This window comes from Streptomyces catenulae (assembly GCF_000718015.1).
Classification (GTDB): Bacteria; Actinomycetota; Actinomycetes; order Streptomycetales; family Streptomycetaceae; genus Streptomyces; species Streptomyces catenulae.
In genome coordinates, this window is record NZ_JODY01000039.1 from 1 (window position 1) to 25,742 (window position 25,742).

Annotated in this window: 22 protein-coding genes and 1 pseudogene; 10 read left to right on the forward strand and 13 right to left on the reverse strand. The window is 74.1% G+C overall.

Annotated features, from left to right (window positions below; translation table 11 throughout):
• Nucleotides 1-52: 52 nt before the first annotated feature.
• The 3 genes from IF23_RS0126905 to IF23_RS0126915 form a co-directional block, all read right to left on the reverse strand.
• The gene (locus IF23_RS0126905; RefSeq protein WP_030288110.1) at nt 53-853 is read right to left on the reverse strand and encodes an Fpg/Nei family DNA glycosylase; all 801 of its coding nucleotides are present in this window, start codon (nt 851-853) and stop codon (nt 53-55) included.
• A 189-nt stretch (nt 854-1,042) separates the two neighbouring features.
• Nucleotides 1,043-5,824 (reverse strand): ATP-dependent helicase, encoded by a 4,782-nt coding sequence (locus IF23_RS0126910; protein ID WP_030288112.1) that lies wholly within the window; start codon nt 5,822-5,824, stop codon nt 1,043-1,045.
• 148 nt (nt 5,825-5,972) lie between these two features.
• On the reverse strand, nt 5,973-6,893 hold the full coding sequence (locus tag IF23_RS0126915) for a hypothetical protein (protein WP_030288114.1): 921 nt from the start codon (nt 6,891-6,893) through the stop codon (nt 5,973-5,975).
• A 191-nt stretch (nt 6,894-7,084) separates the two neighbouring features.
• On the opposite strand from IF23_RS0126915, the gene IF23_RS0126920 reads away from it, so the two are divergent.
• Both IF23_RS0126920 and IF23_RS0126925 read left to right on the forward strand, forming a co-directional pair.
• A complete protein-coding gene (locus IF23_RS0126920; RefSeq protein ID WP_030288116.1) occupies nt 7,085-7,279 on the forward strand; it encodes a DUF3046 domain-containing protein in 195 nt (64 codons plus the stop codon).
• Nucleotides 7,280-7,450: 171 nt separating this feature from the next.
• Nucleotides 7,451-8,602 carry an AI-2E family transporter gene (locus IF23_RS0126925; RefSeq protein WP_425423888.1) on the forward strand — a complete coding sequence of 384 codons (1,152 nt, stop codon included), beginning with the start codon at nt 7,451-7,453 and terminating at the stop codon, nt 8,600-8,602.
• A gap of 16 nt (nt 8,603-8,618) precedes the next feature.
• Here IF23_RS0126925 and IF23_RS0126930 read toward each other — a convergent pair whose 3' ends face one another.
• Complete coding sequence (locus IF23_RS0126930) at nt 8,619-9,080, reverse strand: MarR family winged helix-turn-helix transcriptional regulator (RefSeq protein WP_030288120.1); 462 nt, start codon at nt 9,078-9,080, stop codon at nt 8,619-8,621.
• 83 nt (nt 9,081-9,163) lie between these two features.
• On the opposite strand from IF23_RS0126930, the gene IF23_RS0126935 reads away from it, so the two are divergent.
• Nucleotides 9,164-9,535, forward strand: a complete 372-nt coding sequence (locus IF23_RS0126935; RefSeq protein WP_030288122.1) for a VOC family protein — start codon at nt 9,164-9,166, stop codon at nt 9,533-9,535.
• A gap of 189 nt (nt 9,536-9,724) precedes the next feature.
• Here IF23_RS0126935 and IF23_RS0126940 read toward each other — a convergent pair whose 3' ends face one another.
• Nucleotides 9,725-10,606: a LysR family transcriptional regulator gene (locus IF23_RS0126940; protein ID WP_030288124.1), complete on the reverse strand. Its 882-nt coding sequence runs from the start codon at nt 10,604-10,606 to the stop codon at nt 9,725-9,727.
• 61 nt (nt 10,607-10,667) lie between these two features.
• Here IF23_RS0126940 and IF23_RS0126945 point away from each other — a divergent pair, with 61 nt between their 5' ends.
• The 3 genes from IF23_RS0126945 to recX all read left to right on the forward strand — a co-directional run bounded on the left by IF23_RS0126945 (nt 10,668) and on the right by recX (nt 13,065).
• Nucleotides 10,668-11,033: a DoxX family protein gene (locus tag IF23_RS0126945; RefSeq protein WP_030288126.1), complete on the forward strand. Its 366-nt coding sequence runs from the start codon at nt 10,668-10,670 to the stop codon at nt 11,031-11,033.
• Between the two features lie 274 nt (nt 11,034-11,307).
• Nucleotides 11,308-12,426, forward strand: coding sequence for a recombinase RecA (gene recA / locus IF23_RS0126950; protein WP_030288133.1), 1,119 nt, complete (start codon nt 11,308-11,310; stop codon nt 12,424-12,426).
• 6 nt (nt 12,427-12,432) lie between these two features.
• Nucleotides 12,433-13,065 carry a recombination regulator RecX gene (recX, locus tag IF23_RS0126955; protein ID WP_030288135.1) on the forward strand — a complete coding sequence of 211 codons (633 nt, stop codon included), beginning with the start codon at nt 12,433-12,435 and terminating at the stop codon, nt 13,063-13,065.
• Nucleotides 13,066-13,144: 79 nt separating this feature from the next.
• On the opposite strand, the gene IF23_RS0126960 is transcribed toward recX, so the two are convergent.
• The 7 genes and pseudogenes from IF23_RS0126960 to IF23_RS31640 form a co-directional block, all read right to left on the reverse strand.
• Entirely contained in the window at nt 13,145-13,543 is a 399-nt protein-coding gene (locus IF23_RS0126960) for a rhodanese-like domain-containing protein (protein WP_030288137.1), read from the reverse strand.
• A 163-nt stretch (nt 13,544-13,706) separates the two neighbouring features.
• Nucleotides 13,707-14,249, reverse strand: a complete 543-nt coding sequence (locus tag IF23_RS0126965; RefSeq protein WP_030288139.1) for a cupin domain-containing protein — start codon at nt 14,247-14,249, stop codon at nt 13,707-13,709.
• Nucleotides 14,250-14,408: 159 nt separating this feature from the next.
• Nucleotides 14,409-16,196: an FAD-dependent monooxygenase gene (locus IF23_RS0126970; RefSeq protein ID WP_030288141.1), complete on the reverse strand. Its 1,788-nt coding sequence runs from the start codon at nt 16,194-16,196 to the stop codon at nt 14,409-14,411.
• A 179-nt stretch (nt 16,197-16,375) separates the two neighbouring features.
• Nucleotides 16,376-17,296, reverse strand: a complete 921-nt coding sequence (locus IF23_RS0126975) for an amino acid ABC transporter permease (protein ID WP_030288143.1) — start codon at nt 17,294-17,296, stop codon at nt 16,376-16,378.
• 73 nt (nt 17,297-17,369) lie between these two features.
• Nucleotides 17,370-18,017, reverse strand: coding sequence for an amino acid ABC transporter permease (locus tag IF23_RS0126980; protein ID WP_030288145.1), 648 nt, complete (start codon nt 18,015-18,017; stop codon nt 17,370-17,372).
• Between the two features lie 190 nt (nt 18,018-18,207).
• A complete protein-coding gene (locus IF23_RS0126985; RefSeq protein ID WP_030288147.1) occupies nt 18,208-19,125 on the reverse strand; it encodes a glutamate ABC transporter substrate-binding protein in 918 nt (305 codons plus the stop codon).
• Between the two features lie 57 nt (nt 19,126-19,182).
• Nucleotides 19,183-19,789 (reverse strand): annotated as a pseudogene (locus IF23_RS31640) (amino acid ABC transporter ATP-binding protein).
• A 352-nt stretch (nt 19,790-20,141) separates the two neighbouring features.
• Between IF23_RS31640 and IF23_RS0126995 the strand changes: the two are divergent.
• From IF23_RS0126995 to IF23_RS0127010, 4 genes are all read left to right on the forward strand, one after another.
• A complete protein-coding gene (locus IF23_RS0126995; RefSeq protein WP_030288149.1) occupies nt 20,142-20,876 on the forward strand; it encodes a response regulator transcription factor in 735 nt (244 codons plus the stop codon).
• A 13-nt stretch (nt 20,877-20,889) separates the two neighbouring features.
• On the forward strand, nt 20,890-22,305 hold the full coding sequence (locus IF23_RS0127000) for a sensor histidine kinase (protein WP_030288151.1): 1,416 nt from the start codon (nt 20,890-20,892) through the stop codon (nt 22,303-22,305).
• A gap of 223 nt (nt 22,306-22,528) precedes the next feature.
• A complete protein-coding gene (locus IF23_RS0127005) occupies nt 22,529-22,732 on the forward strand; it encodes a cold-shock protein (protein WP_030288153.1) in 204 nt (67 codons plus the stop codon).
• A 113-nt stretch (nt 22,733-22,845) separates the two neighbouring features.
• On the forward strand, nt 22,846-24,327 hold the full coding sequence (locus tag IF23_RS0127010) for a DEAD/DEAH box helicase (protein ID WP_107127029.1): 1,482 nt from the start codon (nt 22,846-22,848) through the stop codon (nt 24,325-24,327).
• Between the two features lie 79 nt (nt 24,328-24,406).
• On the opposite strand, the gene IF23_RS0127015 is transcribed toward IF23_RS0127010, so the two are convergent.
• Nucleotides 24,407-25,432, reverse strand: coding sequence for a TAXI family TRAP transporter solute-binding subunit (locus IF23_RS0127015; protein ID WP_051739919.1), 1,026 nt, complete (start codon nt 25,430-25,432; stop codon nt 24,407-24,409).
• Nucleotides 25,433-25,742 lie beyond the last annotated feature (310 nt).

Sequence of the window (25,742 nt, forward strand, 5' to 3'; positions counted from 1 at the left end):
GAGTCTCGTGGGCTCGGAGATGTGTATAAGAGACAGGGCGAGGGTGTGCCCGTCAGGGTTCGGGGGTGGGGCCCGGTTGGCAGGTGGGGCACCAGTAGGTGATCCGTGCGTCGGGTGTGGGGCCGGGCGGGGTGTGGCGTACGGGGGTGCCGCAGCGGAGGCAGGGGCGGTCGGCCCGGTCGTAGACCCAGAGGCGGCGGTCGGGGCGGGCGCCGGGGACGGTGCGGCGGGCGGGGCGGTCCTTGTTGGCGTCCAGGAGCTTACGGGCGAGGGCCGGGGCGCGGGCGGGGTCGGAGAGCCGCCCGATCGGCAGCCAGGGGGAGGCGCCGAGGAGGAAGCACAGCTCGCACCGGTAGACGTTGCCGAGCCCGGCGAGAAGGCGCTGGTCGAGCAGGGCTTCGCCGAGCGGGCGGTCCGGGGCGGTGAGCAGACGGCGCAGCGCCTCCGCCGGGTCCCAGTCCGGGCCCAGCGGGTCGGGGCCCAGGTGTCCCACGACGCGGTTCTCGTCGGCGGTCCGCACCAGCTCCAGCACGGGCAGCCGGAAGCCGACGGCGGTGCGGTGCGCCGTGCCGAGCACCGCCCGGATCTGGTGCGCGGGGCCGCCGCGCCACCGCTCCCCGGGCGCGTGGATCCGCCAGGCACCGTCCATCCGCAGATGCGAGTGGAGCGTCAGCCCGCCCTCGACGCGGAGGAGCAGATGCTTGCCGCGCGCCACCACCTCCCGGACCGTACGGCCCGACAGATCGGTCGTCGCCAGCCGCGGCACACGTAGCTCGCACCGGACCAGCACCTTCCCGGCCAGCGCCTCGTGCAACTGCCGGGCCAGCCGCCAGACCGTGTCACCTTCGGGCATGGGTCCATGATGCCCACGGTGGGGGCGTACGGGGCTGCCACCCTTTGCCGGGGTGTGCGGTGAGGCGTGGCGGCCCGGGTGAGGCCGGGCGCCGGGCCCGGTGCGTCCCGGCGGGACTCCCGAGCCGGGCGCCCGTTGTCCGGCCCGGCGTGGGGCGGCTGGGGCTCGCCCCGCCGGGCCGTTCCTCCCTCAGGCCCGCAGCCGTAGCCCCCGCGGTGTGGGATGGAACCCCGCCTCCTCCAGAAGGGCCGCGAACGGGGAGGTCAGGGCGGATATGCCGTTGATCCGCTCGGTGGTGACCGTGCCCAGGGCGCCCGCACGGGCGAGCCCGGCCAGCGCCTCGACCGCCTGCCGCGGCCGGTCGTCCGGCCGGGGGCCGTCCGCGTCCGTGCCGAGCGGCCACAGCAGCAGGGTCTTGCCGCCGCGCTCCATGTAGAGGGTCAGCTCGCCGTCGACCAGCACGACCAGGGAACCGGCCTTGCGGCCCGGTTTGTGGGTGGAGCCCGCGGGTGGCTCGGGCCACGGCAGGGCCGCGCCGTAGGCGTTGGCCGGGTCGGCCGCCGCGAGAACCACCGCCCGCTGCGGGCCGTCGCCCCGCTGGTCCGCAGCGGGGGCGAAGCCGTCGGCGGCGTCGCGCTCGCGGCGGTTGTGCACCGCGCGGAGCCGGTCGACCGCGCCGTCCATCGCGAACTGGGCCGCGCCCAGCCCCTCGACGACATAGCCACGGCGCGCCTGCCCGCTCTCCTCGAACGCCGCCAGCACGCGGTACGCCGCCGAGAAACCGCCCTCGACGCCCTCCGCCGCGACCGCGCCCCGGGTGACGATGCCGTGCCGGTCCAGGAGCGTACGGGCCAGGGCGTGTGCGCGGTGCGTCGGATCGGGCTCCGGGGCGGGCAGCAGCGACCACCGGCCGCCCGTGGTCGGCGGGCCGGAGCGTGACGCGGTCGGTCGGCCGGTGCGCATTGCCGAGGCGGCGCCGTACCGGCCGCGGGGCACCGAACGGCGGGCCCGGTGCGCGGTGGAACCGGCCGTGCGGCCGGAGCCGAGGAGGGCGCGCAGCGGCGCCAGGGTGTCGTTGGTGAGCCGGCCCGACCACGTCAGCTCCCAGAGGGCGTCGGCGAGTTGCGGGTCGGTGACCTCGGGGTGGGTGGTGGCGCGGACCCGGTCGGCGAGCTGACGAAAGAACAGGCCGTACCCGGGCGCGAGGGCGTCCAGGAGCGAGGCGTGCAGCGCCGACACCTCCAGGGGCAGCGGCGGCGCCAGCGACAGCGGGGCGGTGTCGGCGAGATGGAGGGTGAGCCAGCCGTCCTTGCCGGGCAGGGCGCCCGCGCCCGCCCACACCACCTCGCCGGTGGCGGTGAGTTCGTCCAGCAGCGCGGGGGAGTAGTCCGCGACACGGGACGGCAGGACGAGCTTCTCCAGCGCGGAGGCGGGTACCGGCGCGCCCTGCAACTGCTCGACGGCGCGCACCAGTCCGTCGAGACCGCGCAGCCCGGGGGCGGCGCTCCGCGGCGGGCGGGCGGCGCCCGGGGTGAGGGGGGTGCCGACCTGCTGCCACCGGGGCAGGAACGCGGCCAGCGCGGCGGGCGGCACCGGCTCCAGCTCCTCGCGCAGCGCCGCCAGCGAACGGCGCCGCAGCCGCCGCAGCACCTGCGCGTCGCACCACTCCTGGCCCATGCCGTGGGAGGGGGCGGCGCTCCGCGCTTCCGGGGAAGGGGAGTGGGTGACGGGCGGGCGGAACTCGCCCTGCACCAGGCGGCCGGAGGCCGACAGCCGCTGCAGGGTGCCGTCGGTGACGGCCGGTCCCAGGCCGAAGCGGGCCGCGGCCTGCTCGGAGGTGAACGGGCCGTGGGTGCGGGCGTACCGGGACAGCAGATCGCCCAGCGGATCGGCCACCGGCTCGGTGAACGCCTCCGGGACGCCCACCGGCAGCGCCGTGCCCAGGGCGTCGCGGAGCCGCCCGGCGTCCTCGATCGCGGCCCAGTGCGCGACGCCCGCCAGTCGCACCGGGATCGCCCGGCGGGCCGCGGCCAACTCCTCGGCCCACGCCGCTTCGGCGCCCCGCTCGGCCAGCTCCGCGTCGGTCAGCGGCCCCAGCACCCGCAGCAGATCGGCGACGCCCTCGGCGTCCTTGACCCGGCGGTCGTCGGTGCGCCACTGCAGCTCCCGCTCCAGCTCCGCCAGCACCTCCGGATCCAGCAGCTCCCGCAGCTCCGCCCGGCCCAGCAGCTCCGTCAGGAGCCGGGAGTCCAGCGACAGGGCGGCGGCCCGGCGCTCGGCGAGCGGGGAGTCGCCCTCGTAGAGGAACTGTGCGACGTAGCCGAAGAGGAGGGAGCGGGCGAACGGGGACGGCTCCGGGGTGGTGACCTCCACCAGGCGGACCCGGCGGGCCTCGATGTCGCCCATCAGCTCCGTCAGCCCGGGGACGTCGAACACGTCCTGGAGGCATTCGCGGACCGCCTCCAGGACGATCGGGAACGAGCCGAACTCGCTCGCCACCTGGAGGAGCTGCGCCGCGCGCTGGCGTTGCTGCCACAGCGGGGTGCGTCTGCCGGGGCTGCGCCGCGGCAGCAGCAGGGCGCGCGCCGCGCACTCCCGGAAGCGGGAGGCGAACAGCGCCGAGCCGCCCACCTGGTCGGTGACCAGCTGATCGACGTCACCGGCGTCGAAGACGACATCGGCGGCGCCGACCGGCGACTGCTCCGGGTCGAACTCCGCGCCCGCCGCGGGCCCGGCGCCGCCGCCCGGTCCGTCGAGGAGGTCGAGGTCCAGCAGATCCGCGTCGGGCAGCCGCAGCACGATGCCGTCGTCGGCGTGCATCACCTGGGCGTCGATGCCGTGGCGCTCGGCGAGGCGCGCGCCGAGGGCGAGCGCCCACGGGGCGTGCACCTGGGCGCCGAAGGGGGAGTGCACCACGACGCGCCAGTCGCCCAGCTCGTCGCGGAACCGCTCCACGACGACGGTGCGGTCGTCCGGCACATGGCCGCACGCCTGCCGCTGCTCGGTGAGGTAGCCGAGGACGTTGTCGCAGGCCCAGTCGTCGAGACCGGCGGCGGCGAGCCGGGCCCGCGCCTCCTCCGGCGCCAGCGCCCCGATCTCGCGGAGGAACGCGCCGAGGGCCCGGCCCAGCTCCAGGGGGCGGCCCAGCTGATCGCCCTTCCAGAACGGCAGACGGCCCGGCACCCCGGGGGCGGGCGTCACCAGGACGCGGTCGCGGGTGATGTCCTCGATGCGCCAGGAGGTCGTGCCGAGGGTGAAGACGTCGCCGACGCGGGACTCGTAGACCATCTCCTCGTCCAGCTCGCCGACCCGGCGACCGCCGCCCTTGCCGTCGCCACCGGCGAGGAAGACGCCGAACAGCCCGCGGTCGGGGATCGTGCCGCCGGAGGTGACGGCGAGCCGCTGGGCGCCGGGGCGGCCGGTCACCGTCTGCGCGACGCGGTCCCACACCAGGCGGGGCCGCAGCTCGGCGAAGGCGTCGGAGGGGTAGCGACCGGCCAGCATGTCCAGGACGGAGGTGAACGCCGACTCCGGGAGGGAGGCGAACGGCGCCGCGCGGCGCACCAGGGCCAGCAACTCCTCGACGTCCCAGGTGTCCAGCGCCGTCATCGCCACGAGCTGCTGCGCCAGGACGTCGAGCGGATTGGCGGGCACCCGCAGCGCCTCGATGGCGCCCGTCCGCATCCGCTCGGTGACCACCGCCGCCTGCACCAGATCGCCGCGGTACTTCGGGAAGACGATGCCCTTCGACACCGCGCCCACCTGGTGCCCGGCCCGGCCCACCCGCTGGAGCCCGGATGCCACCGACGGCGGCGACTCGACCTGGATCACCAGATCGACCGCGCCCATGTCGATGCCCAGCTCCAGGCTGGAGGTGGCGACGACGGCCGGCAGCCGCCCCGCCTTGAGGTCCTCCTCCACCAGGGCCCGCTGCTCCTTGGAGACCGAACCGTGGTGGGCGCGGGCCAGCACCGGCGGCGCGCCCCTGGCGGCGCCGGACTCGGCCATCAGCTCGGCCGGGGAGTGGTGTTCCGGCAGCGGCTCGCCCGTCGCCCGCTCGTGGGCGATCTCGTTGAGGCGGTTGCAGAGCCGCTCCGCCAGGCGGCGGGAGTTGGCGAAGACGATCGTCGAGCGGTGGGCCTGCACCAGATCGGCGATCCGCTCCTCGACCTGCGGCCAGATCGACGGCTTCTCCCCGGTCTCGCCCTCCCGTACGGGTGAGCCGCCCAGCTCGCCCATGTCCTCGACCGGGACGACCACCGTCAGGTCGAACCGCTTCCCGGACGGCGGCTGCACGATCTCCACCCGGCGCCGCGGCGAGAGATAGCGGGCCACCTCCTCCACCGGGCGGACCGTCGCCGACAGCCCGATGCGGCGGGCCGGGCGCGGCAGCAGCTCGTCGAGCCGCTCCAGGGAGAGCGCCAGGTGCGCGCCGCGTTTCGTCCCGGCGACGGCGTGCACCTCGTCGAGGATCACCGTCTCAACGCCCTCCAGCGCCTCCCGCGCCGACGACGTGAGCATGAGGAAGAGCGACTCGGGGGTGGTGATCAGGATGTCGGGCGGGCGGGTGGCGAGCGCGCGGCGCTCGGCGGCCGGGGTGTCGCCGGAGCGGATGCCGACGGTGACGTCCGGCTCCGGCAGCCCGAGCCGGACCGCCTCCTGCCGGATGCCGGTCAGCGGGCTGCGCAGATTGCGTTCGACGTCGACGGCGAGGGCCTTCAGCGGCGAGACGTACAGCACCCGGCAGCGCTTCTTCGGCTGCGCCGGGGGCGGGGCGCTCGCCAGCGCGTCCAGCGAGGCGAGGAAGGCGGCCAGCGTCTTGCCGGAGCCCGTCGGCGCCACGACCAGGACGTCCGAGCCCTCGCGCAGCGCGCTCCAGGCGCCCTCCTGCGCCGCCGTCGGCGCGTGGAAGGCGCCGGTGAACCAGCCGCGGGTCGCGGCGGAGAAGGAATCGAGCGCTGTCCCGTCCATGCCCCCCATCGTGCACCGGCCCACTGACAACGCCGCCGGGACACGGCATCCGCGCAGCTCACGGCGGGTGCGGCGGACCGACAGCGGCCGGGCGGAACGGCCGCGCGCCGCGCCGGGCACCCCGCCGCGGCCGCCGTCCGGCCCGCGCTCAGCCCAGCGGTCGCCCGTGCGCGTGCAGCGTCAGCAGGGCCCGCAGGGTGACGACCGGGCGGCTCTCCGCCGCGGTGCCCGGCGCCCGTACGTACGCGTCGGCGGGCCAGCCGCCGTCGTCGCGCTGGAGCGCCGCGAGATGGTCCAGCGACCGCGCCAGCTCCGCGTCCGTGAACCAGCCGCGGGCCAGTGAACCCGGCGCCGCCGCGTAGTCGTACGCGAAGTGGTGCTCCCCGGGGGCGTACCCCCGCGCGAGCGGGGCGTCCGCGGTCCGCGCCGGATCGAGGACGACCATGCCCCGGTCCCGCACCAGGGCGCCCAGGCGGTGTGCGGCGGCCGCGGCGCGGGGGCGGTCCGGGACGCCGTCCAGGAAGGCGAGGGCCGCCCGCACCTCGTAGGGGTGGGTGTCGGTCAGGGCGTCCACGGCGGCCCAGCAGTACTCCGTGGCCCGGAACAGCCAGGCGTGCCAGGCGTCGTTGCGGTGCAGCACGCCCACCACGGGCCCGGTGGCCAGCAGGGAGCTGGGCGGATCACCGGCGGTCGGCAACCACGGCGCCACCGGGTACCCGTGCGCCGGTGGCCGCAGCGCGGGCAGCGCCCCGTCCCGGGTCGAGATCCGCGTCAGATAGCGGCAGACGTGCTCGATGTGGCGGCTGTCGCAGCGCCCGATACGGTCCAGCACGCCCAGGGCGTGCGCGGTGTGCAGGGGTTGGCTGGCCGGACCGCGCAGCTCCGGCTCCAGCGCGTGGCCGTACCCGCCGTCGTCGTTGCGGTACGCGGCGAGCGCCCGCTCCACCGGGGTGTCACCGCCGCCCAGGAAGTGGTACGCGAAGAGCCGCTGTTCGAGCACCCGGGCGGTGAGCCACACGAAGCGCTCGGCACGGGCCAGCGGGGACGGCGGACTTGCGGTTTCGGCCATGCCCCGCACCGTAGGGCCGGACCGTACCCCGGCGCACCGCACCGGGGCCCACGCCCTCCCAGGGCGGGACACCGGGGGCGCCGGATTGACGGCGGGGCCCCGCCCGGGAGGGCATACGCTCGGGGAGCACGGTGCCGCTCCGGCCGCGGACCGGCGGACGGACGGGGCCGGGCCCTGAGGAGACGGGATTCATGAGGCTGACGGATTTCTGGCAGCGGATGGCGGACCACTTCGGACCGGCGTACGCCGACTCGTTCGCCCGCGACCATGTGATGTCCGGCCTCGGGGGCCGCACCGTCCACGAGGCGCTGGCGGCGGGCTGGAGCGCCAAGGAGGTGTGGCGGGTGGTCTGCGTCACCATGGATGTACCGGACGAGCGGCGCTGACCTGCGCCCCGGCGCGGGTGGACGGTCGCCGTACCCCGGGTGACGACGGGGGACTCCGTACGGGTGCGCGACACTGGGCCGGTGCCCGCGATTGAAGACACGCTCAGCGACGACGCCCGACGACCTCCCGAGCCGCCGGACGCGCGGCTGCCGCGCTGGCTGCCGCGCGCCATGGTGCTGGCGCTCGCGCTGGTGGCCTGTTTCCAGCTCGCCAGCTGGGGATTCCACCAGCTCATCGGCCTGCTGCTGAACATCCTGATCGCCTTCTTCCTCGCGCTGGCCGTCGAGCCCGCGGTGGACTGGATGGCCGCCCGCGGCGTCCGGCGCGGTCTCGCCACCGGCATGGTCTTCCTCGGGATCCTGGTCGCCGCGGCGGGGTTCTTCGCCCTCCTCGGATCGATGGTCGCCGGCCAGATCGCGACCATGGTCGAGGAGTTCCCGCAGTACCTGGACTCCGTGATCAGCTGGGCGAACAGCACCTTCCACACCCATCTGTCCCGGCTGGAGGTGCAGAACAACCTCCTCAACTCCGACTGGCTGCAGAAGTACGTCCAGGACAGCGCCAACAACGTCCTCGCCGTCTCCGCGACGGTGCTGGGCAGCCTGTTCAACCTGCTGACGGTGGCGCTGTTCTCGTTCTACTTCGCCGCCGACGGCCCCCGGCTGCGCCGCGCGCTCTGCTCCGTGCTGCCGCCGAGCCGCCAGGCGGAGGTGCTGCGCGCCTGGGAGATCGCGGTCGCCAAGACGGGCGGCTACCTCTACTCGCGCGGGCTGATGGCGCTGATCTCCGGGATCGCCCACTACATCCTGCTGGAGATCCTCGGGGTGCCCTACGCCCCGGCGCTGGGCGTCTGGGTCGGTCTGGTCTCGCAGTTCATCCCGACCATCGGCACCTATCTGGCAGGGGCCCTGCCGATTCTGATCGCCTTCACCGTCGACCCCTGGTACGCGCTGTGGGTCTTCGCGTTCGTCGTGATCTACCAGCAGTTCGAGAACTATCTGCTGCAACCCCGGATCACCGCGCGCACCGTCGACATCCACCCCGCCGTCGCCTTCGGCTCCGTCATCGCGGGAACGGCGCTGATGGGAGCCGTCGGCGCGCTGATCGCGATCCCCGCGACGGCGACCCTGCAGGCGTTCCTGAGCGCGTATGTGAAGCGGTACGAGGTGACCGACCCGAGGGTCCACGGCGGACGCCGCTCCCGCCGCGCCGCCGAGGCGCTGGCCCGGGTCCGGCGGGGGCTGCACCGCGACGCACCCGAGGGGGCGCGGGCGAGGACGGCTCCCGACGGGCCGGAGGCGCCCGGGGACGAGCCCTCCTAGGCGTGGGCGTCGGCGGTCACTCCTCCAGGACCGTCGCGATCCGGTCGAGGTCGGTCAGGAGCGCGGCGACGCGCCGGGCCGGGAGCGCGTCGATCATGCGCTGTTCGACGGCGTGCACGGCTGCCTGGACCGTGGCCAGCCTGGCCTGTCCCTCCTCGGTGAGCCGGGCGGGCCGGGCCCGCCCGTGATCGGCGGTGGTGGGGCGGGTGATCAGCCCGGCTTCCTGGAGTCCCCGGAGGACGACGTTGCCGGACTGCCGGGTGACGAAGGTCGCGCGGGCGAGGTCGGCGTTGGACATCCCCGGGTGCTGCGCCAGCAGTTCGAGCGTGGAGTACTGCGGCACGGTCAGCCCGTGCTCGCGCAGCACCTTGTCCATGGCGCCGCGCAGGGCCGCCTGGGCGCGTTTGAGCAGATAACCCACGTGGTGGGTGATGTCGTCCGCGGGGTGGGACGGCTCCGGTGGCACACTCTCGTTCATGTCAGCATTTTGACATGCCCGCGGGGCGGGCCCTAGCCTCCCCCATGTCAAAGTCCTGACATGAGAGTGAGTTGAGGAAAACCATGTCTGTTGCCGTCGACGGCCCCGGTTTCGTCGCCCTGCAGGTCCGTGACGTGGAGGCCGCAGCGGCCTTCTGCGAGCGTCACCTGGGATGGCGCCGCTCCCCGTCCTCGCCGCCCCACGCGGTCGTCTTCGACACCGCGCCGATCCCGTTCGCCGTCCGCGAGCTGTTCCCGGACGTCGACCTCGCCGACGCCGCACGGCCGGGCCTCGGCGTGGTGCTCTGGTTCCGGACCCCGGACGCCCAGCAGCTCCACGACCGGCTCGCCGCCGCCGGGGTCACGATCCTCACGCCGATGGCGGAGAGCCCCTTCGGGCCGATGTTCTCCTTCGAAGGGCCGGAGGGGTACCGGCTCACGGCCCATGGGGGGTGAGCCGGGGGCGTGCTGACGCGCCGGGCGGGCGACGCCTGCCGGGGGAGGGGCGAGCGGCGGTCATGGTCCGGGTGTGCCCGGCCGAGGTGGTCGCCGCGGGCGGCCTCGTGCCGGGCGGGCCCGCTCGATGCGGTTGCCGCCGGGGCGATCCGGTGGGGGCGGTGGGGCGGCGGTCTGTCCGCCCCGTCGTCAGCTCCGGCTCAACCGCCGGGCGACGGCCTCCAGCAGTGCGTCCAGCGCCGCCTCGCGTGTCCGCCCCCGGGGCCGGGCCAGCCCCACCCGGCTCGGTGAGACCCCGCGGACCGCGCGGAACACCACGTCCGGACGGGCGTGGAAACGGGCCGCCGACGCCGGGGCCAGTGCCACGCAACCGGCGGCCACCGCTCCGAGCCATTCGTCGGGCCGATGGGTGACGGCGCCGATCCGGACCGGGTGCCCGTCCCGCTCCTCCGTCGCCAGCCAGTGCTCCCGCCAGGCCCCGGTCCCGGCTCCGGCCGCGACGAACGGCTCGTCCCACAGCTCGCGGAACTCCACCGTCTCCCTGTCCGCCAGCGGATGCCCGGCCGGGAGCAGTACCCCACGCTCCTCGACGAACAGCTCCCGCACCCGCAGCCCGTCCTGCCCCGGAAACGGCAGCCGCACCACAGCCGCGTCCACCTCGCCCCGGGTCAGACCGGCGCTCGGGTCCGACCAGTCGAACTGCCGCAGCTCCACCCGCCACTCCGGCCACGCCCGGCGGAACTCGGCGATGACCTCGGGGACGGCGCCCACGGCGCCCGCGTCCAGGAAGCCCAGGCGCAGCACCCGCGCCGCCCGGCCGGTCGCCCGCACCGCCTCGTCCCAGCCGTCCAGCAGCGCGGGCGCCCGCGCGGCAAGCTCTTGACCGGCCTCGGTCAGCGCCATCCCGGACCGCGAACGCGCGAAGAGCCGCACCCCGAGATCGTCCTCCAGGCGCCGGATCTGCTTGGTCAGCGCGGGCTGCGAGACGAACAGCCGCTGTGCCGCGGCGGTCAGGCTGCCCTCCTCCGCGACTGCGGCGAAGTACCGGAGCAGGCGGGTGTCCACATCCATGCCACCAGGTTATGGAAGCAGGTATTGGACGGCGTCCGGAGCGCCCGCGGACCCTGAAGACATGACCGGAACCCAGCTCGCACTCCTCGTCGTCACCCTGTCCACCGCCGTCCTCAACATCGGTATCGCCGCCGCCGATCTCGCCGGGGCCCGCTTCGTGCTGGCCAACTCGGCGGAGGTGGGCGTGCCCCGGTCCTGGCTGCCCCGGCTGGCCGCCCTCAAGCTGGCCGGGGCGGCGGGCCTCCTCCTCGGCCTCTTCGATGCGGCACTGCGCCCCCTCGGCGCCGCCGCGGCCTGCGGTCTCGTCCTGCTCTACCTGGGCGCGCTCCTCTTCCACCTGCGCGCCCGCGTCTTCCACAACCTCGCGTTTCCCGGTTTCTACCTGGCCACCGCCGTCGCCTCGGCGGTCCTGATCGTGTCCGCCTGACGGCGGCGCCGCCCGCCGTCAGGCGGGAGCGCCCGGCCTCCGCTGCGGCGGATCGCAGGGGGTGGCACACGGCCGCCGGGTCGCGTGGAGTCCGCTTGACAGTAAAATCGAACATCCATTCTTATAAGGGTCCGACCTGTACGCCGGAGCGAAAGTTCCGGGGCTTCATCGCCGAGTTGTCCACAGGCCGGAGCCGGGTCCGGGCGCATTGTCAGTGGCAGGCGTTAGCGTCGTGGACGTGAAGCGATCGACTCAAGCAAATCGGGTGGAACCCATGGCAGGCACTGACCGCGAGAAGGCGCTCGACGCCGCGCTCGCACAGATTGAACGGCAATTCGGCAAGGGCGCCGTGATGCGCATGGGGGAGCGGCCGAACGAACCCATCGAGGTCATCCCCACCGGGTCGACCGCGCTCGACGTGGCGCTGGGTGTCGGCGGCATCCCCCGCGGCCGCGTGGTGGAGGTCTACGGACCGGAGTCCTCCGGTAAGACGACCCTGACCCTGCACGCGGTGGCCAACGCCCAGAAGGCCGGCGGCTCCGTGGCGTTCATCGACGCCGAGCACGCGCTCGACCCGGAGTACGCCAAGAAGCTCGGCGTGGACACGGACGCACTGATCCTGTCCCAGCCGGACAACGGTGAGCAGGCCCTGGAGATCACGGACATGCTGGTCCGCTCCGGCGCCCTCGACCTCATCGTCATCGACTCCGTCGCGGCCCTGGTGCCGAAGGCGGAGATCGAGGGGGAGATGGGCGACTCGCACGTCGGTCTCCAGGCCCGGCTGATGAGCCAGGCGCTGCGGAAGATCACCAGCGCGCTCAACCAGTCCAAGACCACCGCGATCTTCATCAACCAGCTCCGCGAGAAGATCGGCGTGATGTTCGGCTCGCCGGAGACCACGACCGGTGGCCGCGCCCTGAAGTTCTACGCCTCGGTGCGTATCGACATCCGCCGCATCGAGACCCTCAAGGACGGCACGGACGCGGTCGGCAACCGCACCCGCTGCAAGGTGGTCAAGAACAAGGTGGCCCCGCCCTTCAAGCAGGCCGAGTTCGACATCCTCTATGGCCAGGGCATCAGCCGCGAGGGCGGCCTGATCGACATGGGTGTGGAGCACGGCTTCATCCGCAAGTCGGGCGCCTGGTACACGTACGAGGGCGATCAGCTCGGCCAGGGCAAGGAGAACGCCCGCAACTTCCTCAAGGACAACCCGGACCTCGCCAACGAGGTCGAGAAGAAGATCAAGGAGAAGCTGGGCATCGGCGTCAAGCCGCAGGACCCGGCGGCGGAGCCCGGCCCGGACGCGGCCGGTCCGGCCGAGCCCGCGAAGTCGGTTCCGGCGCCCGCGGCCAAGGGCGCCAAGGGTGCCAAGGCCACCGCGGCCAAGAGCTAGTCCGTCATGACGCGGCGAACGGAATGGCCCGACGGCGATCATCACGCCACGGGCGGTGCCGAACACCGTAAGGGCCGTGGCGGCCGTGACGACAGCGGCGACCCCTCCCCGTCGAGGGCCGGGCAGGGGTCCCCGCGCACACCCGAGGAGCAGGCACGGGCGATATGCCTGCGCCTGCTCACCGGGTCACCGCGCACCCGCAGCCAACTCGCGGACGCCCTGCGCAAGCGGGACATCCCCGAGGAGGTGGCGGAGGAGGTGCTCTCCCGCTTCGTGGAGGTCGGGCTCATCGACGACACGGCGTTCGCCGACGCGTGGGTGGAGTCCCGGCACCACGGGCGGGGGCTGGCCCGGCGGGCGCTCGCCCGCGAGCTGCGGACCAAGGGCGTGGAGTCCGAGGTCATCGACCAGGCGATCGGCCGCCTCGACCCCGAGCAGGAGGAGGCCACCGCCCGGGAGCTGGTCGAGCGCAAGCTCCGCACCACCCGGGGCCTGGACCGCGACAAGCGGCTGCGGCGGCTCGCCGGAATGCTGGCCCGCAAGGGCTACTCCGAGGGCCTGGCTCTGCGGGTGGTCCGCCAGGCGCTGGAGGAGGAAGGGGAGGACTCCGAACCGCTGGAGCAGTGGGTGCAGGAGTAGCGGCGCCGGGCCACGGAGGGCACGGGCGCGGCCAGGGCAGGGCCCGGCCGCACCCGGAGGCGCAGCCGGGCCCCCGCCCTCAGCCGTCGGTCCGTGCCGTGCCGGGGATCACGGGGAGGCCCGCGGCGCGCCAGGACTGGAAACCGCCGATCAGGTCGGTGGCGCGGTGCAGCCCCAACCGGTGCAGCGAGACGGCGGCGAGGCTCGACGCGTACCCCTCGTTGCAGATGACGACGGTGTGGAGGTCGTGGCCGGTCGCCTCCGGGGCGCGGTGGTCGCCCGTCGGGTCGAGGCGCCACTCCAGCTCGTTGCGCTCCACGACCAGTGCGCCCGGGATGGTGCCGTCGCGGGCGCGCAGCGCCGCGTAGCGGATGTCGACGAGGAGGCCGCCCGCCCGCTGCACAGCCGCCGCCTGCGCGGGATCCAGCCGGTGCAGCCGGGCACGGGCCTCCTCCAGCAGGGTGTCGATGGCGCTCAACTGCCCACCTCCGTCTCTCCGTTGTGGCTGCGGCGGCTCCATGGCCGCCGCGAGGCCCCCGCGCCGCCGCCCGATCCGGCGCGTACCCAGGCACGGGACCCGGTACCGCACCCGGCGGACCTCCCGCGCATCACCGCACCCGTCCCCGGTACTCCGGCGGCGCTCATCCCCAGTCCTCCGGCCGTTCGACCTCTTCGAGGCGGAGGAGGGGGCCGGTGCGGCTGTAGCGCCGCATCAGGGGGAGCGGTGGGTGGTACGCGTGCACCGAGACGGCGTGGGCGGTGGGGGAGGCGTTCCGCACCTGGTGGACGTGGTGGGCGCCGAAGGCGCGGCCCCGGCCGTCGGTCAGGGTGCGGGTGCGGTCGACGCCGTCGGCCAGTTCCAGCACCGTCCAGCCCTCGGTGGGGAGCGGGACGGTGAGGGAGTCCTCCGTCAGCGCGCCGGTGGCCGCGGCGAAGGCGCCGCGGGAGCCGCCGTGGTCGTGCCAGCCGGTGCCGGTGCCGGGCGGCCAGCCGATCAGCCACGCCTCGCTGCCGCCGGGACCGTCGAGCCGCAGCCAGGTGCGGCCCTCGGGATCGAGCGGGAGGGAGGCGACGAGGGAGGCGTCCGCGGCGGTACGGCGGACGAAGTCGAGGAGTTCCGAGGCGCTCGGACCGCCCGTGGGCGGGGCGGTCCGAGGGCGGGCAGGGGAGGGGAGACCGGGCACGGGAGACCGTCCTGAGTGATCGCGAGGAGACGCGCCGACCACGGCCGGACGGCCGGGAGCGCGCGGGGAAGAACTGCGGATCAGCAGGACGGACGACAGGTGCAGCCCGCGTAGCGGACCAGGTCGAGATGGACCCTCCGCCAAAAACGCGCGCCGTGATCAGTCACGTTCGGAGTGAAACACGGACGTTCCCACAGGGTCAACCACGGATTCCGCACCCGGCGAACCGCCGTCCGCGCCGTCGCCGTCGGCCGGTTCCCCGCCCTCGGCCGACAGCTGGTGCGCCGTTCCGCCGGAGGCACCGCCGCGTACCGCGTCCGCGCAGGCGTACAGCTCGGCCGGGTGGACGCCGGACATCGCGGTGACCAGATGGCCGTCCGGACGCACCAGCAGCACGGTGTGCGCGGCCGCCCCCGGATACTCCTCGGCGACCAGCACCTCGGTGGCGACGGGCAGCCCCTCGGCGGCTGCCGTCAGCCGCGGCATCAGCCCGGCGCTCCGCCAGTGCCGCGGCTCCCACACGCCCGTACCGGGTGCGACGAGCACCAACAGTAGCCCGCGGCCCAGCCGTTCGCGCAGCGGCACCACCGCACCGTCGGCGGCCGTCACCGGCACATCGGCGACCGGCGCGCCGGGCAGCGTCCCCACCGGCGCCGCCGCGGTGTGCGCCGGTGCCGGGGCGAGCGGCGAACGGGTGTGGACCGGCGGCGCGCCCAGTGGCCCCCGCCCCAGATGACCGTCGGTCAAGAGCGCCGAACCACCGCGCGCGGCACCCGGCAGGGCCCGCCGCAGACGGCCCGCCCCGCCGTCCCGCAGCAGCGGAAGCGCCTGGTCGGCGGCGCGCAGCCGGGCGGCCACCGCACCACGGCGCTCGGCCTGGTAACTGTCCAACAGGGTCTCGGACGCCCCGTGGTGCCAGGCGAGTGCCAGCTTCCAGGCGAGGTTCTCGGCGTCCCGCAGCCCCTCGTCGAGGCCCTGCGTCCCGAGCGCGCCGAGCAGATGGGCCGCGTCCCCCGCGAGGAAGGCCCGCCCGTGCCGCCAGCGCCGCGCCAGCCGGTGGTGGACGGTGTGGACGCCGGTGTCGAGGAGTTCGTACGGCGGGACGGGGCGGGCCTGGCCGCGACCGCGGGGTGGCGGGGCGGCCTCGGCGTCGGTCGCCAGGGCCGGTTCGGCGGCCCAGCCCGCCAGCGAATCGCGGATCCGGGAGACCAGCGCGTCCGGGGTGACCAGATCGCGGCCGGGCGGCAGCAGCCAGTCCAGCCGCCACACCCCGTCCGGCAGCGGCCGGGCGCAGACCTCCGTGACGCCGTGCCGCCCGGGCGCGCGGTGCAGCAGCGCCTCGCCGGGCCAGGGCAGGTCCGCGCGGATCGCGGCGACCGCGTGCCGTTCGACGGAGGTACGGCCCGGGAAGCGGACCTCCAGCAGCTTGCGGACGGTGGAGCGCGGGCCGTCGCAGCCGATCAGATAGCTCCCGCGCCACCAGGTGCCGCCGGGGCCGCGGGTGTGGGCGCTGACGCCACCGGCGTCCTGCTCCAGCTCCACCAGACGGCTGCCGCCGACGATCCGGGCCAGCTCCTCGCCCTCCAGCGCGGTGCGGAGCGCGCCGGTCAGCGCGTGCTGGGGGAGGTGGACGGGGGAGGCGGGCGCGTCGTCGGCGCCGGGCGTCCAGGTGCCGCCGGGGCCGAACTCCACGCGCTCCATCAGGCGCCGCCTGCGCACCGTGCGCCAGCCGGTCCAGCGGGTCCCGGCCGAGGCGAGCGCCGGAGCGCAGCCCAGCCGCGCCACGTACGCCGCGGTGTCCTCGCGCAGCACCGCGGTACGGGCCGGGCGGACGGGCTCGGGGCCGGTGGTGTCGTCGAGGACGACGGAGGGGACGCCCAGGTGGGCGAGGGAGAGGGAGAGGGCGAGGCCGACCGGGCCCGCCCCCACGACGATCACCGGGTCCACGAGGTGGCTCCCCGGCCCCGGAGGGGCGAAGCGACGGTACGGGAACTGGCAGTTGAAGCCCGGTGCGTGATCACACAGCGTATGCAACCCACTGCGACCGCCCGCGTCAAGTGACCGGGGCGGCGCCGCCCCCGCCGCCGCCCCCGCGTCATCCGTCCGCCCCGCCGTCCGGCGGCCGGTCACGGTGTGGCGGCCGGGTCCTTCCCGGTGTCGGCCGCGGTGGCCGGATCACCCGCGGGAGCTGCGGTGGCCGGGGCGACCCCGGTCTTCGTACGGCGGCCGCGCCGCTCGATCCAGGTCGCCAGACCGGACAGCGCCAGGCACATCGCGACGTAGATGACGCCCGTCACGATGATGACCGGAACGTAGGTGTCGGAGCCGTTCACGATGATGTTGGTGCTCATCTGGCGGGCCGTGTAGAGGAGTTCCTCGAACGTGATGATGTAGCCGAGGGAGGTGTCCTTCAGCGTCACCACCAGCTGGCTGATGATCGTCGGCAGCATGGCCCGCACCGCCTGCGGGATCAGCACCGTCGTCATGACCTGCGTCTTGCGCATGCCCAGCGCGTACGCCGCCTCGGCCTGCCCGCGCGGCACCGCCACGATGCCCGCCCGGAGCACCTCGGCCTGCACCGAGCCGTTGTACGCGGTCAGCCCCACCACCAGCGCCCAGAACTGCGGGCCGTTGCCGGACAGGCCGAGCGCGTCGCGGTTGGCGAGGAGGATCACCCACAGTACGTAGATGGTGATCAACAGCGGGATGGCGCGGAAGAGTTCCACGAAACCGGTCGCCAGCCAGCGCACCGGCTTGTGGTCGGAGAGCCGGGCCACCGCCAGCAGCACACCCAGCGCCAGCGAGAGGACCGCGGCGACCGCGAAGACCTCCAGCGTGGTCAGCACACCGTCGCGCAGATTGTTCCGCACGTCGGCGTAGTTGAAGATGTTCCACATCTCGGGCTTGAACTGGCCCTTGGCGCCCAGCCGTTCGATGACGAAGGCGATCAGGGCCACCACCGCCACCGCGCCGACGATGCTGTACAGGCGGTTGCGCGCCTTCGTCTTCGGTCCCGGTGCGTCGTAGAGAACGCTGGCGCCGCTCATGCCGATACCTCGCTTCGATCCGCCCCGCCTGCGCGCGGCACCCACGTCGTACTGATCCGCCGTCCGGCCCCGCTCACCGGGCCACCCCCATCCGCCGCTCCAGCACCCGGAAGAGGCCGCTGATCGCGAAGGTGATGACGAGGTAGGCCAGGGCGATCCACAGGAAGATCCAGCCGATGGCGAAGCCCTGGTCGCTCAGCAGCTTCGAGACGTTGAAGAGTTCGGTGACGCTGAAGGCGCCCGCGATGGCGGAGTTCTTCGTCAGCGCGATGAAGATGGAGCTGAGCGGCGGCAGCACCGTGCGGGTGGCCTGCGGCAGCACGATCATGCGCAGCGTCTGGGAGAACGTCATGCCCAGCGAACGGGCCGCCTCCGCCTGCCCGATCGGCACCGTCGAGATGCCCGAGCGCACCGCCTCGCACACGAACGACGAGGTGTAGAAGCCCAGCGCCAGCGTCGCCAGCACGAAGGGGCTGGTGCCGGGGAAGAGGATCTGCGGCACGACGAAGAAGGCGACGAGGAAGAGCAGGGTGAGCGGGGTGTTCCGCAACACCGTGACCCAGGCCGTCCCGAACGCCCGCAGCGGCGGGATCGGGGAGACCCGGAAACCGGCTATGAGGAGGCCGAGCACCAGCGCCAGCAGCGCGCTGGCCGCGGTGATCGCCAGGGTTCCGAGGAAGCCGTCGCGGAACTCGGGAAGATGATCGAGGAGTACGTTCATGGGGTCTCCGCGGTTGCGGTCGGGTCGGCGGCGGGAAGGGGGCGGGGCCCGCGCGGCGGACGGCAGCGCGCCCCGCACACCCGGCGCGGCGGGCGTACGGGGCGCAGCCCTGGCAGTGCGGTGGAGGGCGCGTCCGCCCGCCCCGGTGGGCGGACGGACACGGTCTTCTCCGAAGCGGGGCGTGAGCGCGTCAGCCTCGCGGAAGCGGCAGCTCGGGCGCGGTGTCGCCGGTGAACGGCGAACCGGACTTGCCCAGCGTGCCCTCGTACGCCTTCTTGTAGTCGCCGTTCTTGATGTGCTTCTCCAGCGCGTCGGTGATCGCACCCTGGAGCGCCTTGTCACCCTTCTTCAGGCCGACGCCGTAGGGCTCCTTGGTGAACGGCTTGTCGACGACGCGCAGCTTGTCCTTGCGCTGGGCGGCGTAGCCCTTGAGGATCGCGTCGTCGGTGGTGACGGCGGCGACCTGACCGTCGAGCAGCGACTTGACGCAGTCCGAGTACTTCGACAGCTCGATGGTGTCGGCGCCGTACTTCGGCTTCTTGATCTCCTGCAGCGGCGTGGAGCCGACGATGGAGCAGACCTTCTTGCCGCGCAGCGACATCGGGCCGGTGATCGACTTGTCGTCCCGGGCCACCAGCAGGTCGGCGCCCGCGGTGTAGTACGGCCCGGCGAAGTCGACCTGCTTCTTGCGCTCCTCGTTGATCGAGTACGTACCGACGTAGAAGTCGACCTGGCCCTTGGAGATGGTGGTCTCACGGACGTTGGAGTCGATCGTCTTGAAGACGATCTCCTTGTCGGAGAAGCCGAGGTCGGCGGCGACCATCTTCGCGATCTCGATGTCGAAGCCGGTGTACTTGCCCGACGTGTCCTTGAAACCGAGGAACGGCTGGTCGGCCTTGACGCCGATGGTGATCTGGTGCGCCTTCTGGGCCTTCTGCAGCACGGGGGAGTCGACCTTGACGCCGGACGCGGGCCGGTAGGTGCCGCTGTAGACGTCGCCGCCGGCCGGCTTGTCGCCCGCCGTGCCCGACTCGCCGCCGCACGCGGTCGCCGTCGCCGCCAGCGCGAGCACCGCCGCGCACGCCGTGGCCGTCTTACGCATCCTCATGGTGAAAGTCCTTTGTCTGCAACAGGTGTTGACGGTCATCGTGGCCGGACCGCGGGGTCAGTGGTGGAGGATCTTCGAAAGGAAGTCCTTCGCGCGGTCGCTGCGCGGATTGTTGAAGAACTGGTTGGGCTCCGCTTCCTCGATGATCCGGCCGTCGGCCATGAACACCACGCGGTTGGCGGCGGAGCGGGCGAAGCCCATCTCGTGGGTGACGACGACCATCGTCATACCGTCCCGGGCGAGCTGCCAGGGCGCGCGCCTTCTTCTCGGCGGCCGCCTTGTCCGTGCGGCGGACCTTGGTCTGCCCCAGGACCACGTTCTCCAGCACCGTCTTGTGCGCGAAGAGGTTGAAGGACTGGAAGACCATGCCGACATCGGCACGGAGTCTGGCCAGTTCCCGCCCCTCCTGCGGCAGCGGCTTGCCGTCGATGCTGATGGCGCCGCTGTCGATCGTCTCCAGGCGGTTGATCGTGCGGCACAGCGTCGACTTGCCGGACCCGGAGGGCCCGATCACCACGACGACCTCACCACGGTGGATCGTCAGGTCGATGTCCTGGAGCACGTGCAACGCGCCGAAGTGCTTGTTGACGTTGTCCAGCACGACCAACTGGTCCCCGGCCGGTGCGGGGGCCTCGGTGCTCCCGGTCCCCGATACTTCGCTCATCGGCGTGTAGCTCCGTCCTCCTCGGTTGCCAGGACAGTAGGACGGCCTACGACCTGCGTCATTACATCTGAGGGGAACTTGAGGATCACAATCCGGCCGCGACGGCCGGAACCCGCCGCCCCGGTTCGGGGACGCCGGTGCGCGGGGCGCCCGCACGGTGCGCCGTCCGCCGCCCCGCGCCCCTCTCCCACGGCCCGGAGCCGCCCCGGTGTCCCCGGGCGTACCGGCTGCGTAACGGATGGCGTCCGGGGCATGGCCGCCCCTTGACGTGCGCACCGTTCATCGCCGTAGATGCGCCTGTGGTTCCCGCACACCGTCAGCGCACACCGTCACCGAGGAGGAGGCCGGGCCGATGAGACTGCTGCTCGTCGAGGACGACGACCACGTCGCCGCGGCCCTGTCCGCGGTGCTCGGACGGCACGGCTTCGCCGTCGTGCACGCCCGCAACGGCGAGGAGGCCCTCCAGGCGCTCCTGCCCGACCACGACGAACCGTTCGCGGTGGTCCTGCTCGACCTCGGCCTTCCCGACCAGGACGGTTTCGAGGTCTGCGGCCGCATCCGCCGGATCCGCGCCGTGCCCGTCATCATGGTCACCGCGCGCGCCGACGTCCGCTCCCGCATCCACGGCCTCAACCTCGGCGCCGACGACTACGTCGTGAAGCCCTACGACACCGGCGAACTCCTCGCCCGGATCCACGCCGTCAGCCGCCGCGGCGCGCCCGGCCCCGCCGAGCCCCGCGCCGAGGAGAGCGGGCCCGACGACGCGCTGCGGCTGGGCGCCGTCACCGTCGAACTGCCCACCCGCCAGGTCTCGGTGGACGGCACCGCCGTCCCGCTGACCCGTAAGGAGTTCGACCTCCTCGCGCTGCTCGCCCAGCGCCCCGGGGTGGTGTTCCGGCGGGAGCAGATCATCAGCGAGGTGTGGCGCACCAGCTGGGAGGGGACCGGCCGGACCCTGGAGGTGCACATCGCCTCGCTCCGCGCCAAGCTGCGGATGCCCGCGCTGATCGAGACGGTCCGCGGCGTCGGCTACCGCCTCGTCGCCCCCGCCGCCCCGGTGCGCCCGCCCGCCGCCCCGGCCGGCTGAGGCCCGCCGGTCCGTGCGTACCCGACTCCTCCCGCTCCTCATCGTCCTGCTCGCCGGGGTGCTGCTCGCCCTCGGCGTGCCGCTCGCGGTGATCACCGCCGGGGTCGAGCAGCAGAAGGTGGTCATCGACCGCATCGACGACGCGGCGCGGTTCGCCGCCCTCGCGCAGTTCGTCACCGACCGCTCCGCCGCCAAGGTCCCCGGCGAGGAGGACGAACGCCGCGCCACCCTCGCCGCCGAACTCGCCCGTTACCACGACCTCTACGGCATCCGGGCCGGGGTCTTCCACCGGGACCGCACCCCGATGGCCGTCGCCCCGGGCGGCTGGCCGGCGGCGCGGGACGGGAAGGGCGCCCAGGCGTTCAAGGAGGCGCTGGCCGGGTACCGCAGCCACGACCCCGACCAGATCTGGCCGTGGGACGACACCGGCCGCATCCCGGTCGCCTCGCCCGTCATCCGCGACGGCGACGTGGTCGCGGTCGTCGTCACCGACTCGCCCACCGGGCAGCTGCGCCACCGCATCCTGCGCGGCTGGCTGCTGATCGCCGCCGGGGAGTGCGCCGCGATGCTCGCCGCCGTCGCCGCCGCGTTCCGCCTCACCGGCTGGGTGCTGCGGCCGGTACGGGTCCTCGACGCGGCCAGCCACGACATCGCCACCGGCCGGATGAAGTCCCGGGTCGCCGCCACCGCCGGGCCGCCCGAACTGCGGCGGCTGGCCCGCTCGTTCAACGAGATGGCCGACCATGTCGAGGACGTCCTGGAACAGCAGCGCGCCTTCGTCGCGGACGCCTCCCACCAACTGCGCAACCCGCTCTCCGCCCTGTTGCTCCGCATCGAACTGCTCGCCCTGGAACTCCCCGAGGGCAACGCCGAGATCGCCTCCGTACGCACCGAGGGCAAGCGGCTCGCCCGCGTCCTGGACGACCTCCTCGGCCTCGCCCTCGCCGAGCACGCCGCGGCCGACCTCCAGCTCACCGACATCGCCGCGCTCGCCGCCGAGCGGGTCGGCTCCTGGCGCCCGCTCGCCGACGACAAGGGCGTCCACCTCACCTACGAGGGGCACGCCGCCGTCACCGGCTGGGCCGACCCCGTCGCCCTCTCCAGCGCCCTCGACGCGATCGTCGACAACGCCCTGAAGTTCACCCCGCCCGGCGGCCCCGTCACCGTCTCCGTCACCCCGCGCGGCCACGGCGTACGGATCACCGTCGCCGACAGCGGTCCCGGTCTCGCCGACGACGAGCTGGCCCGGATCGGCGACCGCTTCTGGCGCAGCGGCCGCCACCAGAACGTCTCCGGCTCGGGCCTGGGGCTCTCCATCAGTCGCGCCCTGCTCGCCGCGGGCGGCGCCACGCTCCGTTTCGCCCCGCATGTGCCGCACGGCCTCCAGGTGCGGGTGACGGTGCCGCGGGACGCCCCGCACGGCGGGTGAACGGGGCGCCACGGAGCGGTGCGGCCGCGCCGCCCGGGGTGCGTCGGGGCTGTGCTACTGTGAACGGCGTTGCAGTTGTGGTACCCATGAACGTCGTGTGCGCCCGGAGGCTGGTAGCCCCGGGCGTTCCGTGTTTTTACCGGAATCCTCCGGTGTCGGGCACTCATCTCGGCGACAGGGAGTCCGCGCAGTGCGGGCTCCGTGCCCCATGAAGGAGAAAATTATGGCTTCCGGCACCGTGAAGTGGTTCAACTCGGAAAAGGGCTTCGGCTTCATCGAGCAGGACGGCGGCGGCCCCGACGTCTTCGCCCACTACTCGAACATCCAGGCCCAGGGCTTCCGTGAGCTCCTCGAGGGTCAGAAGGTCTCCTTCGACGTGACCCAGGGCCCGAAGGGCCCGCAGGCGGAGAACATCATCCCCGCCTGACGCTCACGCGTCTCGCGGACGGGGCCCGCACCGGCCAGCCGGTGCGGGCCCCGTCCCGTCTCCGCGGGGCACCGGGCGCTCCCGGCCCCGCCCACCGCGCACCCGTACGCCTCGTGTCCCGAGTGCCGTCCCACGGGGGAGTGCGCGGTCGATACGACCACGCCTCACCAACCGAAGGGTCTTCAGTGACACGAGCGACCGCACCGCGACGCAGCGCCGCCCCCCGCACCACGTCCCCCCGGACGCCCGCCCCCGCGCCCGTGGCCTCCTTCGAGGAGCTGCCGCTGGCCCCGGAGCTCCTGACCGCGCTGGGTGCGCAGGGGGTCACCGAGCCGTTCCCCATCCAGGCGGCGACGCTGCCCGCGACGCTCGCCGGGCGTGACGTCCTCGGCCGGGGCCGCACCGGCTCGGGCAAGACCCTCGCCTTCGGCCTCGCGCTGCTCAGCCGCACCGCCGGCCGCCGCGCCGAGAGCAGGCGGCCGCTGGCGCTGGTGCTCGTTCCCACCCGCGAACTCGCCGGGCAGGTCGCCGACGCGCTCGCCCCGTACGCCAAGGCGGTCGGGCTGCGGACCACCACCGTCGTCGGCGGGACCTCGATCAACCGGCAGACCGACGCGCTGCGCCGCGGCGCCGAGGTGCTGGTCGCCACGCCCGGACGCCTCGCCGACCTCCTCGACCGCGGCTCCTGCGCCCTCGACCAGGTCGCCGTCACCGTCCTCGACGAGGCCGACCAGATGACCGACATGGGCTTCCTGCCGCAGGTCACCCGGCTCATGGAGAAGGTCGACCCGAACGGTCAGCGGATGCTGTTCTCCGCGACGCTCGACCGCAATGTCGACAAACTGGTCCGCCGCTTCCTCACCGACCCGGTCACCCACTCCGTGGATCCGTCGGCCGCCACCGTCACGACCATGGACCACCACGTCCTCTACGTCGCCGACACCGACAAGCGCGCCACCGCCACCGAGATCGCCGCCCGCGAGGGCCGCGTGATCATGTTCGTGGACACCAAGCGCGGCGCCGACCGGCTCACCAAGCATCTGCTCGCCCAGGGCGTCCGCGCCGCCGCGCTGCACGGCGGTAAGTCGCAGCCGCAGCGCAACCGCACCCTGGAGCAGTTCCGCACCGGCCACGCCACCGCGCTGATCGCCACCAACGTCGCGGCCCGCGGCATCCACATCGACGGTCTCGACCTCGTCGTCAACGTCGACCCGCCCACCGAGGCCAAGGACTACCTGCACCGCGGTGGCCGCACCGCGCGGGCCGGGGAGTCCGGCACCGTCGTCACGCTCGTCACCCCCGGCCAGCGCCGCGACATGACCCGGCTGATGCGCCAGGCCAAGATCGACCCGGGCACCGCCACGGTCCGCCCCGGCGACACCGAGCTGATACGGATCACCGGCGCCCGCACGCCCTCGGGCGAGCCGGTCCAGCTCGCCGCGCCCGCCCCGCAGCAGCCCGCCCGGCGGCGCCCCGCGGGCGGCGGCGGACGGCGCACCCCCGCGGGCGGCGGGGGCGGTGGCGCGACGGGCGCCCGCCGCCGTCCTCGCCGCAGCCGGTCGGGCCGCCGCCCCGGCAGCGCGCCCGCGGCCTGAGCCCGAGCAGGTACGGCCCGGCCCCCGGACTCCTCGGAGCCGGGGGCCGGGCCGTACCGCCGTCAGGGCTTCCGGGCCGTCAGGGCTTCTCGGACACGTAGTAGCGGCGGGCGCCCTGGTGCAGCGCCAGCGGGTCGGTGAAGACCGCGGTCCGCAGGTCCACCTTCTGCGCGGCGTGCACCTCCTCGCCGATCGCGTCCCGGCTGCGTATCACCGTCCGGGTCATCGCCTCGGTCAGCGCCGCGTCCTCCCGGTCGGTGGTGACCAGCAGATTGGCCACCGCGATCGTCTTCACACCCTGTCCGCGCTGCGCCCGCGGATAGGCGTCGGCCGGCATCACGGCCTCCCGGTAGTAGCGGGACTGCCCGCCCTGACGGTGCAACGCGGCCGCCAGATCGCCGAGTTGGACCAGCCGCACCGGGAACCGGTCCTCCAGGTGCTGCACCGCCGCGGTCGGCAGCCCGCCCGACCAGAAGAACGCGTCCAGCTTCCCGCGGCGCAGCAGCGTCGGCATGGTGTCGATACCGACCCGCACCGGGTGGATGTCGCGGCCGAAGTCCAGCCCCGCCGCCGCCATCAGCCGCCGGGTGATCAGCTGGACGCCCGAACCGTCGGCGCCCACCCCCACCCGCAGCCCGCGCAGATCCTTCGCCGAGCGCACCGGCGAGTCCTCGGCCACCACCAGCTGCATGTAGTCGTCGTAGAGGCGCGCGCAGGCCCGCAGGGAGCGCGCGCCCCGCTCGCCGCGCTCCCGGTACGCGGCGACCGCGTCCGCCGTCGCGATGGTGAACCCGGCGCGCCCGGAGGTGAGTTGCCGCAGATTGTCGATCGACCCCTCGCTGCGGGTCAGCCGGACGTCCAGCTGCGGCATGTCGTGGGCGAGGTCCTGCCGCAGCAGCTCGCCGTAGCGCGCGTACACGCCGGTGGGTACGCCCGTCGCCAGCGTCACGGTGCCCCGGGGGGACGGGGCGCCGCCCAGGGGCAGCAGCCACCACGCGAGCAGCGCGAGCGCCGCCGCGGCGCAGACCACGGCGGGCAGCGGACGGCGCAGCGCCCCGGCCAGACGGCGGGGGAGCGCGGAGAGCGACGGGATCGCCGGAGACATGACCGGAATCCTGCCAGGGCGGGCCCGGCAAAGGGAGAGGCGCGGCCCCGCCGGTCACGGGGCGCACGGCCCGCCGCGGCACGGCGCGCGGCGCCCCGCGCCCCAACGCCCGTACAGGCAAAGGGCAATCACAAGGCAATCACAGAGCAATCACGAGGCAACGGAAGTGCAACCGGCAGGGGTTCTCCCGGAGTCCCCGTAGGTGACCTTCCGCCGCTCCCGGGCGCACCACCGGCCCACGGGGCGCGGAACGGCATCCCCTCGCAGGGGGACGGGGGCGGTGTCCGGCGGGTCCGGACACCGTACGAAG

What these genes read in the sequence shown, in the direction of transcription:
- IF23_RS0126920 (WP_030288116.1), top strand. Translation starts at nt 7,085, where the DNA reads ATGAGGCTGACGGATTTCTGGCAGCGGATGGCGGACCACTTCGGACCG.
- IF23_RS0126980 (WP_030288145.1), bottom strand. Translation starts at nt 18,017, where the DNA reads ATGAACGTACTCCTCGATCATCTTCCCGAGTTCCGCGACGGCTTCCTC.
- IF23_RS0126910 (WP_030288112.1), bottom strand. Translation starts at nt 5,824, where the DNA reads ATGGACGGGACAGCGCTCGATTCCTTCTCCGCCGCGACCCGCGGCTGG.
- IF23_RS0127005 (WP_030288153.1), top strand. Translation starts at nt 22,529, where the DNA reads ATGGCTTCCGGCACCGTGAAGTGGTTCAACTCGGAAAAGGGCTTCGGC.
- IF23_RS0126935 (WP_030288122.1), top strand. Translation starts at nt 9,164, where the DNA reads ATGTCTGTTGCCGTCGACGGCCCCGGTTTCGTCGCCCTGCAGGTCCGT.
- recX (WP_030288135.1), top strand. Translation starts at nt 12,433, where the DNA reads ATGACGCGGCGAACGGAATGGCCCGACGGCGATCATCACGCCACGGGC.
- IF23_RS0126925 (WP_425423888.1), top strand. Translation starts at nt 7,451, where the DNA reads ATGGTGCTGGCGCTCGCGCTGGTGGCCTGTTTCCAGCTCGCCAGCTGG.
- IF23_RS0126905 (WP_030288110.1), bottom strand. Translation starts at nt 853, where the DNA reads ATGCCCGAAGGTGACACGGTCTGGCGGCTGGCCCGGCAGTTGCACGAG.
- IF23_RS0126940 (WP_030288124.1), bottom strand. Translation starts at nt 10,606, where the DNA reads ATGGATGTGGACACCCGCCTGCTCCGGTACTTCGCCGCAGTCGCGGAG.
- IF23_RS0126945 (WP_030288126.1), top strand. Translation starts at nt 10,668, where the DNA reads ATGACCGGAACCCAGCTCGCACTCCTCGTCGTCACCCTGTCCACCGCC.
- IF23_RS0126985 (WP_030288147.1), bottom strand. Translation starts at nt 19,125, where the DNA reads ATGAGGATGCGTAAGACGGCCACGGCGTGCGCGGCGGTGCTCGCGCTG.
- IF23_RS0126915 (WP_030288114.1), bottom strand. Translation starts at nt 6,893, where the DNA reads ATGGCCGAAACCGCAAGTCCGCCGTCCCCGCTGGCCCGTGCCGAGCGC.
- IF23_RS0126930 (WP_030288120.1), bottom strand. Translation starts at nt 9,080, where the DNA reads ATGAACGAGAGTGTGCCACCGGAGCCGTCCCACCCCGCGGACGACATC.
- recA (WP_030288133.1), top strand. Translation starts at nt 11,308, where the DNA reads ATGGCAGGCACTGACCGCGAGAAGGCGCTCGACGCCGCGCTCGCACAG.
- IF23_RS0126975 (WP_030288143.1), bottom strand. Translation starts at nt 17,296, where the DNA reads ATGAGCGGCGCCAGCGTTCTCTACGACGCACCGGGACCGAAGACGAAG.
- IF23_RS0127015 (WP_051739919.1), bottom strand. Translation starts at nt 25,432, where the DNA reads ATGTCTCCGGCGATCCCGTCGCTCTCCGCGCTCCCCCGCCGTCTGGCC.
- IF23_RS0126995 (WP_030288149.1), top strand. Translation starts at nt 20,142, where the DNA reads ATGAGACTGCTGCTCGTCGAGGACGACGACCACGTCGCCGCGGCCCTG.